Consider the following 14069-nt stretch of genomic DNA (forward strand, 5'->3'; position numbering starts at 1 on the left):
CTAGGACGTATGCCGCCCGGCCGGCCGGGCGGCATACGTCTGCCTGGGCTCGTGGCACCCAGGTCGCTAGGCGCAACACACCGAGCAGTCGCACTCTCGTGGCGGTTACAACCGTCGGAGCTGCCGACTGCTCGGTGTTTGCTTCAGGGGCTCAGTTCTGGCAGGCCACCAGTTCGAAGTGGCCCGGCGTGGTCGGGTAGGCCGAGCCGGAGCCGTGCGCGTTGTTGTCGGACGGGTAGACGAACGCCAGCTCGCGGAACGCCGAGGTCCCGGAGGTGTTGACGTCCGAGGACGTCTGGCCGGCTCCCGTTGCCCAGGCGAGCTGGGTCAGGAAGGCCTGCATGTCCGGCGAATGCTGACGCACGTCGTTGAAGCCGCCATAGGCCGCGTTGCAGTGCGTGTACAGGTTGTACGCGCCGTTCCAGTCGATGAGCCGGTCGCCCGCGTTCGGTCCGTTGGCCGCCACGTCGCCCTGCATGACGTCGCGGTCCCAGCCACCGTAGATCCAGTCGATGCCCTGGTGGTGGTTGTTGTTGGCCTGGTCCGCGTCGTTCGTGTCGGTCATCTCGAACCACAAGCACGGGTCGACCGTCACCGGGTTCTTCTTGTCGCTCGAGGTCACCGGCCAGTCGGCGAGCGTGCACCCGCTGCCCGGGGTGTAGGTGCCCCGCGGCCGCAGGTCGAGCAGGTCGGAGCCGCTGACATCCTGCTTGCTGACGTCGGACTCGCCTACACCGCCGAAGATGTGGTCGACGAACCGGTCGCCGGTCCCACGCGCCGCCGGGTCGAACGTGCCGTTGGTCTGGCAGTCCGGCGTCGCCGCGTCGAGCACCGGGTCGCACCCGAGCCCGCCCCAGAGGACGTCCTCGCCGTCGTCGCCGTAGACGTCGTCGCCACCACTGTCGCCGTTGGCGACGTCGTCGCCGAAGCCGGCGTGGATGTTGTCGGCGTCGGTACCGCCGCGGATGAGGTCACGACCGCCCTCGTTGAGGCCGGGGTGCGGCATGGCCGCGTCGCTCGGGCCACCGATCCACTGGTCGCCGTCGACGTCGTGGAGCAGGTCGACCCGACGGTCGTAGGCCCCGCGCTCGAACCCGACGAACGTCTCCTTCGGCGGGTTGTTCAGCACGTCCGTGAACTGCGCCGGGGTGTCGTTCGGGCTGAGGAACTCGTTCACGACCCCGCCCCGGTCGCCGAGGATCGCGTCGCGCCCGGCGTCGCCGTTGATCCGGTCGTTCCCGAGCTCGCCGAACAGGTCGTCGTCGCCCGCGCCGCCGGAGATCCGGTCATTGCCGTCCTGACCCCAGACGCCGTCGTTGCCTGCGTCGCCCCAGAGCACGTCGTCACCGAACGCGCCGGTCACCTCACACGTCGTCTGCGCGTTCGTGCAGAATCGCGTGCTCGGTCCCGGCAGCGCCGGGTCGTGCGTGCGGGACGTCGTGGCGTCGGCCGGCACTGCCCCGTCGGGGTACCGGTCGGCATACACCTTCTCGGACTGCGAGCCGGGAGTGCCGGTCAGGGTCCGCAGCAGCGAGCCGTTGTCGCCGAGCACGACGTCGTCGGCGCCGTTGCCCTCGATGTAGTCGCCGCTGTCGCGGAACGCCGGGGTCGTCGTGCCGCCGATGAGGTCGTCCTGGCCGTCGGCGCTGCCCGGTCCGACCAGCAGGGACTGTCCGCTCGCGGTGCCCGGCCAGGTGGCCGAGACGGTCAGCCTGGGCGTGTTGTGGGCCGAGGGGTCCCCGAGACCGAGGTCGCCGAAGATCGAGTCGACGCCTCCGTTGCCTTCGATGTAGTCGGCCCCGCCGTCACCGGTGATCGTGTCGTTGCCGTCCTGGCCCTCCAGCACGTCGACCCCGTCGCCACCCGAGATCATGTCGAACCCGTAGCGCTGGGCGTCCGGGGTGCTGAGGAAGCCGTTGCCGGCGCTGCGGTCCCAGGGCTGGATGACGCGCGGCGTCATCGCCGTGCCCGGCGTGCTGCCGAGTCGCACCGTCACCGACGTCGGTGCCTGGCCGGCGCCCGGCCGGAGGATCTGGCCGTTGTCGCCGAGAGCGACGTCGTCGCCCGGGCCGCCGAACACCGCGTCGTCGGAGTCCGGCTGGCCTGCCGTGCTCGCCCCTGACCCGCCCGACGGCGTCGAGCTGCCACCGACGAGGTCGTCCGCACCCGCGTCGCCCTCGATCCAGTCGGTGCCCTGGTCGCCCTCGGCGTAGTCGTCGCCGGCGTCTCCCTTGATCCGGTCGTTGCCGCTCTGCCCGTAGGCGACGTCCTGGTCGTCGCCGCCGAAGATCTGGTCGGCGCCGAAGGTGCCGGCCGATGACGTGCCGAGGTCGAGCAGCACGACCTTGTGGTTCGAGGCGAACCCGCGGTTGCGGGTCACCGGCGTGGTGTCCGCGTCGCTGACCGGTGAGGTCAGGATGGCGTTGTCGCCCGTGATGAGGTCGGCGCCGCCGTCCCCGTAGAGCAGGTCGCCCGTGTCGGGCCTGCCAACCCCCGGCGTCGCCTGCTGGAACGACCCACCGACGATCTCGTCCTCCCCCGCGTCGCCGTGGACGACGTCGGAGTCGTTGTTGCCCTCGAGATGGTCGGCGTCGTTGCCTCCGTTGACGTGATCGCCACCGAGGCCGCCGTATGCCGTGTCGGTGCCGTCGCCGCCGAAGATCAGGTCGCCGCGGCCTGCGTCCGGCTTGGAGCCGTCGAGGTCGAGCGGGATCGCTGGGGCATCGGCGGACGTGGTGGGGTCGTCCACCGTGCCGTTGTCGCCGATGAGGATGTCGCTGCCGGCGTCGCCGTAGAGCTGGTCGCCGGCGTCGAGGGCGTCCTTGTCGGTGCGGCCGGCCGCCCGGGTGCCGCCGTAGACGACGTCGTTGCCGGGTCCGCCGCTCTCCCAGTCGGCCCCGTTGTTGCCCTCGACGACATCCTCGCCGTCCTGGCCGTACAGGTGGTCGTCGTCGGCGTTGCCGAACACGTAGTCAGCGCCGGCGTCGCCGTATCCGCGGTCGTTGCCTGAGCCACCCCAGACGTCGTCGCCGCCGTCGCCGCCGAAGAGGACGTCGTTGCCCTCCTGACCGCAGACGAGGTCTCCCGATCCGGCCGCGAGGACGCGGTCGTCCGCGCCACCCGCAGAGATCGTGTCGACCCCGGCGCCACCGAGGATGAGGTCGTTGCCGTCGCCGCCGGCACCCGTGGTGCCCTCGGGAACGGGGTCGGACATCACTGGCGAGCCCGCGCGGCAGGTCTCGTCGTCCGCGGCCCCGACGGTCGCGGCATCACGGAGCGTGTCGCCGAAGACCGTCGACGGGCCGTCGCCGCCGATGATGTGGTCGTTGCCCTTGCCTCCGACGAGCGTCTTGCTCGACGGCGGCGTGCCCTCTGGCGGCAGCGGCAGGTGCTCCACGCTCCGGGTCAGGCCGAACGAGACGCCCTCGATCGTGTCCTGCTGGGAGCCGAGCGACCCGACCTTGCTGGGCTCGGCGATGACGTAGTCGTCGCCCGGTCCGCCGAAGATGGCGTCCGTGCCGTAGCCGCCGACCAGCGCGTCGCTGTCGCCTCCGCCGAGGATCCTGGCGTGCTCGGACTTCGCCGAGTGGCTGGTGACGACGTCCTCGGACGCACTGCCGTAGACCTCGTCGTTGCCCGAGCCGGTCTCGATGATGTTCGGGACGGCCTTGCCGGAGACCTGGGTCAGGGTGTCGGGCTCGCCGGCCTCGTCGACGCCGAAGGTGTGCTCCGTGGAGGCGAAGATGACGTCCTTGGCCGCGCCACCGGAGATGGTGTCGCTGCCGTCGGCACCGATGAGCGTGTTGCCTTTGGACTTGACGCTGCCGTCCGGCTTGTCGGTCGCGACGCCGATCTTGTCGTCGCCCGGGCCGCCGTTCACCCGGTTGTGGCCGAGGCCGACGCTGATCACGTCGCCGCCCGTGCCGGCCTGAGGCTCGGCGGTCGTCGGGTCGTGGTCCGCAAGGCTGTTCCAGTTGATGAGGCCGGTCAGCTTCACGGTGGTGAGCTTCCAGTTGGCCGCGTCGACATCGTTCAGCGTCACATCGGTGGGACCGAGATCCGTCCCGCCGAGGGTCCCGTCGCCGGACACGAAGTCGTCACCGGCGCCGGTCGTGATGGTGTCGGCCCCGTCGCCGCCGGCGACGCGCGCCACGGTGGAGGCCGTGTCGGCGGTGACGATCCGGTCGTCGCCCTGGCCGCCGTCGACCCAGGAGTTGCCGGTTCCGGTGGATATCTGGTCGGCCGCCTTGCTGCCCATCACGATGGCGTCCTTGTCGAAGAGCGACATGTCAGCCTGGACCGTCTGGGAGCTGACGTCCGAGTCCTTCTTGCCGTCACCGACGAAGCTGACGATGAGCGGGGTCGAGGACTGGCGCCCGTCGACGACGACGCGCTTGAGGTTCGGGTTGAGGTAGACGCGCGTATCTCCGAGCATCTGCACCGAGAAGCCGTCGAAGTCCGGATTGGTGCCGGCGTCGTCGACATCCTTCTTCTGCGCGAAGTGCAGAGAGGTGACCTTGACCGTGTCGGCCTTGGTCGCGCCCGTGTTGCCCCAGGGCGCGCCGCGCGCACCGTCGGTGCCGAACGTGCCCGCGAACACGTACAAGGTGTCACTGTCCGTGCCGCCGAGACGTGGCGGAGGTGGCTCGCAGTCCGGCTGCGCGGTGAAGTCGAGCAGGGTGATATCGGCCAGCGTGAAGCTGAACGACACGCTGAACGGTGAGAACCCGAGCGTGATGTACACACGCAGGAACAGGCTCAGCCGTCCGGTCGTGGTGAACAGACACAGCGGGTTGTTGATCGCCGCTTTGAGGAACTCGCTGACGCGGAACTTGCCGTCGTTGTTGGGGTCGTTCCAGTGGAAGCCGATCGTCAGGTGCAACCCGCCTTCGATGCCGACCGTGATGACCAGCGCCGTGACCGCGGCCCCGGCGGCGATCTCGCCGTCGAGCTGGACCACCGGCACCGGCTTGCCGTCGGCGTCGGTCGTCTTGAAGTACAGGCCGTCGAGCAGCTTGATCGGGTCGACGGACTGCTTCTCCTTGGCCGCTTCGATGGCGTACCGGATGCCCTGCGTGTCGAGCCCTGCCATGAACCGCAGGGTCACCGACGCCGAGCCGGCCAGCGTCACCATGACCGGCGGCGGGGCGTAGACCGGCCCGAAGGCCTGACGCCACGTGAAGCCGAGAGTCAGCGGGCCGCTGTCGAACTCGACGAGCGGCACGTCGCTACCCATGAGGATGCTGAAGGCAGACGCCGGGTTGTCGAGGATCGGGAACGTGAAGCCGGACTTGTTGGCGGACCCCTGGCCATCCGCCTTCGTGTTGAAGACGGTGCCCTTGCCGCCCTTGCCGTTGAGCGTGGTCTTGAGGTCATCACCGGTCACGGGCGTGCCGGTCGGCTTGACGAGCCGGTCCGCGCTCGTCGGCGAGACGGTGGTGGTGAGCGCGTCGGCGCCCGGAACGTTGAACGCACCGATGGGGATGAGGCACGACGTCGTGCAGTCGGGCATGTGGTTGACCAGGGTCACGAGCGCGGTGATCTTGTCGACCATCTCGAGACTGGGGCCTCCGGCGAGGGTGTTGAAGGTCTTCGCCAGGGTGATCAGACTGACGTCCCCTCCACCGGCCAGCTTGCTCAGGTCGGACAGCACGGGGATCGGCGCGTAGAGCGTGTCGATGACCGGCTGGATCGGGCCGGTGACGTCCTTGATCTTGTTGAGCACCGGACCGAGCAGGTTCGAGAAGAAGCCGCCGGCGTCGATCTGGACGTCCTTGAAGTCGATCGTCGGCACCCCGATGGCGTCGAGGGCCTTGTTGTCGAACTTCCAGTCGAGGACAAAGTTGGCCTGGACCCCCGGGAGCACCGAGTCGACCGAGGCCTTGATCAGCCAGTCAGCGTGGATCTTCGCGGTGACCGAGATGCCGAAGAGCGACCCGACGTCCCCGTTGCCCATGTCGTCGATCGTCAGGATCGAGTTCGCGGTCTCCGGGTTGTCCCGCGACTTGAGGTCGACCGTGAACGCGCCGGCGAAGAGCGGGTCGGTGCCGTTCTTGTCGACGTCGATGTTGAGGAAGGCGAGCTGGGCCTTCATCGTCGCCGGCATGTCGAACCGGGCGCCGACGCCGAACTCCGGAGCGGCGTTGCCGTTCTGCCACGCGTCGTGCGTGTAGATGAAGAAGCCCTTCGTCTTGCTGATGCCCGCCTTCACATGCAGCTGCAGGCCGAGCCCGTAGGTGATGGCGTCGTCCGGCCCGGCGCGCAGCGCGAGTCCGGGGATGCCGATGTCGAGCGGGATCTTCTTGCCGTCGCCGAGGCAGCCGGAGCCGGGAACGCAGCCTTGGGTCTCGTCGACCTGCCCGGCGAGGATCTCGAAGGTGATGTTCACGCCCTCGACGTTGTTCGCGGGGCAGTCGATGAGCTGCGGCTTGGTGTTGACCTCGTTGTATGCCGTCCCGGGATCGTTACTGGCATCCGTGTAGGTCTGCGTGGCGCCGCTCGCGGCGTCGATCGTCGCGACGAGGTTGAAGTCGGCGCCGACCTTGCGCAGGATCTTGTACTTCGTCGCACCGGCGACGGAGCTCCAGTCCAGCTTGATCGAGTTGCCGCCGCCGAGCGTGGTCCACGTCGTCGTGGTGCTGGCGGACCCGGACGGGATCGTGTCCCCGTCGGTGCCCTGGCCGCTGCCCTGGCTGGCGACGACCTTGTACTCCCAGGTCGTCGAGCCTGCGCCCGACGGTGTGGGCGTCAGGGTCGGCGCGGCCGCGGGCTCCAGGTTGGCGGAGCATTCGTAGTTGACGACGAGGTTGGCGTCGTCGAGCCCGGCCGCGGCGATGGCGTCCTTGAGCTTGTCGTTGACGTACTGGCGGGCCTCCTTCGGGCTCGCCGGCACGTTGCCGAGGGCCTTCTTGATCTCGTCGCGCAGCTTGCCGATCGCGTCGGCGCCCTGCTGGAGGTCCTTGCCGACGAACGGCAGCTTGCCGTCGAACGTGGCTAGGCGCATGGCCTGCTCGATCTTGGCGAGGTAGCCGTCGAGACCCGGGCCGATCTGGGTGAAGTCGGCTATCGCGTTCTGCAGGGCGGCCGCGAGGCCGGACGGCGCCTCGAGCTTGGGCACGTTGTCGACGGGCACGTTTCCGGTCAGGTTGGTCAGGTCGGAAACGCTGGTGGAGTTGGGGATTCGGAGAGCAGCCGTCCCGAGGGAGGTTGGGTTGCCACCTGCCACAACGGCATACAGGGGTATGGTGCCGCAGACCATGAGCTTGGTCGTAAGGCCCTCACCGCAGTCCACGGGGTTGTTGCTGGCGTTGAACTTGACCCCGAGGCCGGACAGGAAGTCGCTGAACTTCACGGGCGTGTCGGCTGGCGGGTTGCCGGCGCCCGCCAGCTCCAGGCTGAGGTCCGCCTTGACCTGTGCCTGTGTGTTCGGCGCACCGCCGGGCAGGCCGGCGGAGACCGTCAGCGGGCCGAGCGTGCCTGCGGCGTTGCCGTTGAACTCGGCGTGGGCGCCGATGCTGATCTTCGAGTCCGCCAGCACCTTGAGGCTGTCCGCGTCGCTCGGGCCCGCGCCGGGGGCGAGGGGCACGACGAGACCGACGTTGACGCCGCCGCTCACCGAGACGGTGCCCTTGCCCGAGGTCGACGCGGATGCGAGGGCAGGCACGCCGTCGAGCTGGAGCCGGATCGGCGAGCTCGTCTGGTAGCCGCGTGCCCATGCGAGGTCCAGGACGATGCTCGGCGTCCCGTTGTCGTCGAGGTACCGGAACTTCAGTGCACCGGACCCCAGCCGGTCGTTGAGGAACTTCACGAGGTCCTGCATGTTCTGCGGCGGGTGCACCGACATCGCGTCGATCGCGTCGTCGAGCGGCGAGCGGAAGCTGTATGCCGCACCCTCAGCGGGCTTGTTCGTCCACTTCTGCGTCAGGGTGACCTGGTGCGCCCCGTCGGTGTGGTCGACGACCGCGACCTGCGTGCCGACGATGATCGAGCGGCCGGCGAACGTCGTCGGGAAGGTGCGGGTGCTGTCGGTCAGCGTGGTGTCGGTGTAGTGGACATCCGCCCCGTCTCCGGACACGTCGCGCCGCATCAGGTCGCGCAGCGAGACGCCCGTGCCCGGGATCTCCGTGCTGTAGATACCGCTCGGGCCGCCGGGCTGCGCGTCCGCGAGCTGGGCGGCGAGCGTCTGGAGCGTCTTGAGGACGATCGCGAACAGCTCGGCCTGGGAGCCGGGCTTGAAGTCGAGGGCGAAGATCTTGTCGAGACCAGCGAGGTTGAACTGCGGGCCGTCGGGCCCCGAGGTCTTGGTCAGGTCGTTCCACGTGGCCGACGTCGTGATGCTCGAGCCGCCGGGCAGGAAGGTGTCGGCCTCCGGGATCGACACGGTGAGGTCGGCGAAGGCGCGGACATTGACGTCGACGTCGAGCAGGTCACTGGCTTGGCTGGGTCCGGTCGGCGTCGAGGTCACGAGCCGGGAGAACAGATCGCGCAGGCGCAGGTCGTGCTGCGCGTCGCCGGTCTGCTTGAGCCCGATCGAGAGCATGTGGCCGGTGCCGGCCGTTGAGCAGTTCGCCGGGGCGCTGCTGTTGCAGGCCTTGAGGTTGCCTACCAGGTGGACCTGGAAGAAGCCCGCGTTGGCGGTGAAGTCGACCTTCGTCTCGATCGGGAAGTCGGCCGAGATGAGCGGGTCACCGGTGTGGATCATGACGCGGTCAGGGCCGAGGGGCAGCGAGGCGACGTTGGTCTTGAACGCGCCGTTGGTCTGGGTGAACGGGCACGCCTGCTGGTTGCCCTCGAACCCGATGCAGCCGGTCCCCGTCTTCGGGTCCTGCAGGTCCAGGACGAGGGTCAGGTTCGCGGTGAAGGACGGCGTGACCTTGGCGAAGGTCTGGGCGGAGTTCGCCTTGAGGATGCCTCGCCGCGGCGTGGTCCCACCACCGGGTTGGTCGCTGAAGCTGTCGCCGAACGCCACCGCGCCGAGCTGCGCCTCTGGGCCGACGATGACGAACGGCGTCGAGTCCGACGGCTTGCCACCGATCCAGTTGCCGGACAGCGTGAGGGAGGTCGCGGTGTTCGACGCGATCTCACCGGCGGACGTGCCTGCGACGACTCGCATTCCGGCGAACTGGTTCGCGGTCCACGTCGTGCCGTCGCTGATCGAAAGGCCGTCGTCGGCATACGTCGCCCCTGGCTTGGAGACCTTGGCGCTGCCCGCGTCCATGGCCACCGGCGACCCGGGGGGCGTCTTGGACATCATGAGGTGGAACGAGAGCTTGCTCGTCGCAGGGTCCCAGCTGAGGTTGTCGAGGTCGATGCCCGCCGCGGCCTTGAGCTTGCCGATGAGGTCCTGCAGCGAGGTGAAGGTCGGGTTGCCGACGGCGCTGGCGTCGAAGCCGGGCGGTGACGGCTGGTTCGGGTCGGGCGGCTGGATGACGTTCGCCTTGAGGAAGTCGACGAGGACCTGGTTGGCCCTGACCGCGTCGGACACGGTGCCGCGCATGAAGGGTAGGTCGAGGTTGCCGATGGAGTCGGTGCCCGGACCCGCGCCGTCGGCGTCGAACTTCGACTTCTGGATGCCCGTCAGAGCTGTCGCGACCTGAGCGAGACCGTCGGCGAGGTCACGCAGGCTCATGTTCTGGAACTTGCCCACCAGGGAGGCCAGCGTGGGCGCCGAGATCGTGGGGGTGCCCACAGCGATGTTGGGCCAGGAGATCGTCACGTCCGCGGCGACGTTGCTCGGGAACGTCACGCCCGCAAGGCTGCTCGTGTCGGCGGCGATGCTCAGGGTGCCGCTGACCGACCCGGGGGTGCCGGGGTCGGTCGGCGAGCCGTCCGGGTCGAGCCCGGCGGAGACGAGCCCCTGGAGGGACCCTGCGGCTGCGAGCTCGCCGTCACCGGTGCCTGCCGCGTCGAAGGCGAGGACGCCGTCGTTGTTCGGGTCGTTGATCTTGGCGAAGGCGTGCGCCTTCACGGAGAAGTCGCTGCTGCTCAGCGTGACACCAAGGATGCCGACGGATGCCTTCGCGGACGCCGACAGGGAGGCGGTGATGTCGACGTCGACACGCGGGGCGTGCGGGGCGTCGCTGGCGAGGTAGACCCGGTTGTCGGTGGTGCCGGTCCAGACGACCCAGAGCGAGACGGTCGCCTCGATCGTTGCCGTGACGCCTGTCGGTGCAGCCAGCTCGACCTTGGGGCTGTCGTTGCTGACCGCGAGGGCCTGGTTCGAGACCGTGCGCTTCACGACGAGGTTGACGTGGACCCGCTTGCCGGCGTTGAGGTCCTCGACGCTGATGTTCAGCGTGCCGGTGCGACCGCCCGGCATGGCGACGGTCTTGTCCGTCGTGGCGAGATCGGCCCAGGTGTCGAGGCCGGTGACCGGGCCGGCGATCCCTTCCTTGATGACGTCGTCGAGACCGGCGAGGCCACCAGGGCTCGCCGATACGAACGGGATCGGCTGACCGAGCTTGCCGATCGCGGCCAGCCCGGACGACCATGCCGCCAGGTTGCTCGTGCCGCCGGCTCCTCCGAGCAGCGCGACGACCTTGTCAACGCCGGGATCGGGAGTCGCGGCCTGCGCCGGCGCCGCGAACCCGAAGGCTCCCGTGGCGACCAGCACGGCTGCGACGAGGGCCCCGACTCCCCGACGGACGGCGTGACGAACTGCACGACGAACTGACCTGTGCGCCATGATCTCCCCCAGAAGGAACGGGGCTCGTCCGCCTGGCTGTGCGCGGGCTTGTCGGCGAGTCGCGCTCCTGCGCAGACAAAGGTAGTGACGGCGCAGTCACCGTGTCCTAAGAATCGGAAATCTCGGATATGCGTTCATCGGCAGATCACCATCAGCCGGCCGCTCTCGCGCATCGCTGCGAAGGACTTCGGCCTGAGGCCGACGACTCCGTCCCAACTCTGACGCCCCGGCTGGCAGGATTCCCTGCATGGCGAAGACTTTCCACATCAGCCGCGAGACGACGGTCGCGGCAACACCGGAGCGGGTGCACGCCCTGATCAACGACCTGCACGAGTGGCAGAAGTGGTCACCGTGGGAGGGTCTGGACCCCGCCATGGACCGCGCGTATGCCGGGCCGGACGCCGGCGTCGGGGCGACCTACGCGTGGAAGGGGAACCGTCAAGCCGGGGAGGGGCGGATGGAGATCACCGCGTCGGAGCCCCAGCACGTCGGCGTCGACCTGCTCTTCGCATCGCCGATGAAGGCACACAACCAGGTCGACTTCACGCTGACACCGACCGGCGACGGCACGCGTGTCGAGTGGGCGATGACCGGGCCGCAGAACGTCGTGATGCGGATGATGAGCAAGTTCTGGTCGATGGAGAAGCTGATCGGCCCCGACTTCGAGAAGGGCCTGGCCCAGCTGAAGCGCGCCGCCGAGACCCCTTGAGCCACCGGCGCGGTCGGCGTCGGCCCGAGCCGACCCGGTCCGACCTGGGCGCCGCCCGGCTAGAAGATCTGGACCCGTTCGGGCTCGGGGAGCCACATGCCGTCGTCCGCGGTCGTGCCGAAAGCGTCATGGAACTGGCTCACGTTGCGGACGGCATTCCCCCGGATGTCCTGCGGTGAGTGCGGGTCGATCGCGAGCAGCCGGATCGCCTCTGCCTCACGGGACTTGCCCCTCCACACCTGGGCCCAGCCGATGAAGAACCGCTGCGGGCCGGTGAAGCCGTCGATCTCGGCCATGCCGTCGAGCTCGCTCGCGATGCGGTAGGCCGAGTAGCCGATCTGCAGGCCTCCGAGGTCACCGATGTTCTCCCCGACCGTGAGCCCGCCGTTGACCTTGTGCGAGGCGTCGAGTCCGGCAGGGGTGTACGTACTGAACTGCTCGATGAGGCGCTGCGACAGACTGTCGAACCGCTCGCGGTCAGCCTCGGTCCACCAGTCGCGCAGCGTTCCGGTGCCGTCGTAGCGCGAGCCCTGGTCGTCGAAGCCATGACCGAGCTCGTGCCCGATCACGGCGCCGATGCCGCCATAGTTGACGGCGTCGTCGGCCTCGACGTCGAAGAACGGTGGCTGCAGGATCGCCGCCGGGAAGACGATCTCGTTCATCGACGGCATGTAGTACGCGTTGACCGTCTGCGGCAGCATGAACCACTCCGTGCGGTCGATCGGCTGCCCGATCTTGCCGAAATTGCGGTCGACCTCGAAAGCCGTTGCACGACAGACGTTTCCGATGAGATCTTTGGGGCTGATCTCGATCGACGAGTAGTCTCGCCAGCGATCCGGGTAGCCGATCTTGGGGGTGAACGCGTCGAGCTTGTCGATGGCCTGGTCGCGCGTCTCGGGTCCCATCCAGGCGAGCGAGCCGAACGACCGTCGGAAGGCCTCGACGAGGTTGGCCACGAGCTCCTGCATCCGCTCCTTGGCGGCCGGCGGGAACCACCGCTCGGCATAGAGCTGCCCGACCGCCTCGCCGACGCAGCCCTCGACGACGGCGACGCCGCGCTTCCACCGCTCCTTGTTCTCCGGCTGGCCCGACAGCGTCCGGCCGAAGAAGTCGAAGTCCTCGTCGACGAAGGCCTGGGGCAGCAGCGAGGCGAACTCGGACAGGACATGCCAGGTCAGCCAGGCCTGCCAGTCGGCGATGTCGGCCGACTCGACGGCCTCGCCGAGCGCCGTGACGAAGCTCGGCTGCCTCACCACCACCTTGGCGAACGTGCCGTCCGGGGAGTCCATCCCGGAAAGCCAAGCGTCCCAAGGAAACTGGGGCGCAAGCGCCTTTGCCTCGTCGTAGGTGTGCGCGTTATAGGTCTTGATCGCGTCGCGGTTGGTCACGTTGTCCCAGTGCGACGACGCGAGGCGCGTCTCCAGTGCCATGACCCGGTCGGCCTTGCCCTCGGCGTCCGGGATCCCGGCGAGCGCCAGCAGCCGGGCGACGTGCGCCACGTACGCAGTCCGGATGTCGGCGTACTTCTCCTCGCGGTAGAACGACTCGTCCGGCAGGCCGAGCCCGCCCTGCTCGAGATAGACGACGTAGTCCTCGGGAGACCGCTCGTCGGGGCTGACCCAGTGATGCAGCACCCCGCTGACCCCGCCGCGGGCCAGCCGCCCGAGAGCACCGCCGAGTGCATCCGCACTGGTAACGGTTGCGACCTCGGACAGCAGCGGCTCGAGCGGGGTGAGGCCGAGGTCCTCGATCCGGGCGGTGTCCATGAAGCTCGCGTAGAGGTCGCCGACCTGCCGGGCCGGTGAGCCCGCCGGCGAGTCCTGGGCGGCCGCGGCTTCCTCGATGAGGTCGCGAACACGCGACGTCGACTGCTCACGCAGGATGTCGAAGGTGCCGAACCGGGCGCGGTCATCCGGGATCTCGGTCGTGTCGAGCCACGTCCCGTTGACGAACCGGAAGAGGTCGTCCTGGGGACGCGTCGACCGGTCGAACGCTTCGAGGTTGATACCGGACTTCAGGACCACGGTGACTTCCCCTTCACTCAGACCGCCCGTGTGTCGGGCCCAGGAGGAGCCTAACCGCGCCGTATGCCGTCCGGCCTTCCCTGCCCCCTCTTCGTCGAGTGAGCGGCCCGTCCCACCCGTCACACGCAAAGCCGGCCCACGGCTGGGACTGGTGGGACGGGGCGCCCACTCGACCAGACAGGTCAGGCCGGGTTCTCAGGGGCGGCGCCGGGAGGGCCAGGCGCCGGGAGGGTCAGGCGCGAACGGACGCCAGCAGGCGCAAGCGACACGGGCGCCGCGCTTCTTCGTCGAGTGGCCGGCCCGTCCCACCCGTCACACGCGAACCCGGCCCACCGCTGGGACTGGTGGGACGGGGCGCCCGCTCGACCAGACAGGTCAGGCGGGTTCTGAGTGCGACACGGGCGCCGCGCTTCTTCGTCGAGTGGGCGGCCCGTCCCACCCGTCACACGCGAACCCGGCCCACGGCTGGGACTGGTGGGACGGGGCGCCCACTCGACCAGACAGGTCAGGCCGGGTTCTCAGGGGCGGCGCCGGGAGGGCNGGGTTCTCAGGGGCGGCGCCGGGAGGGCGCGCGCTAGGGCGCGACCCAGGCTGCAGGCCGCAAGCCGCGGGCTGGGCAGGCGAATGCCGCTGGGTCGGGTCCCGTCTTCCC

3 protein-coding genes are annotated in these 14069 nt (G+C 69.2%); 1 reads left to right on the forward strand and 2 read right to left on the reverse strand.

The features are described 5' to 3' along the window. Positions 1–151: 151 nt before the first annotated feature. Entirely contained in the window at positions 152–10612 is a 10461-nt protein-coding gene (locus ACYVLP_RS17250; protein ID WP_460628563.1) for a calcium-binding protein, read from the reverse strand. A gap of 319 nt (positions 10613–10931) precedes the next feature. On the opposite strand from ACYVLP_RS17250, the gene ACYVLP_RS17255 reads away from it, so the two are divergent. Then, positions 10932–11393, forward strand: coding sequence for an SRPBCC family protein (locus ACYVLP_RS17255; protein ID WP_460628564.1), 462 nt, complete (start codon positions 10932–10934; stop codon positions 11391–11393). Between the two features lie 59 nt (positions 11394–11452). Here ACYVLP_RS17255 and ACYVLP_RS17260 read toward each other — a convergent pair whose 3' ends face one another. Continuing rightward, entirely contained in the window at positions 11453–13417 is a 1965-nt protein-coding gene (locus ACYVLP_RS17260) for a M13 family metallopeptidase (RefSeq protein ID WP_460628565.1), read from the reverse strand. Between the last annotated feature and the right edge of the window lie 652 nt (positions 13418–14069).

Source organism: Intrasporangium mesophilum (genome assembly GCF_054783095.1).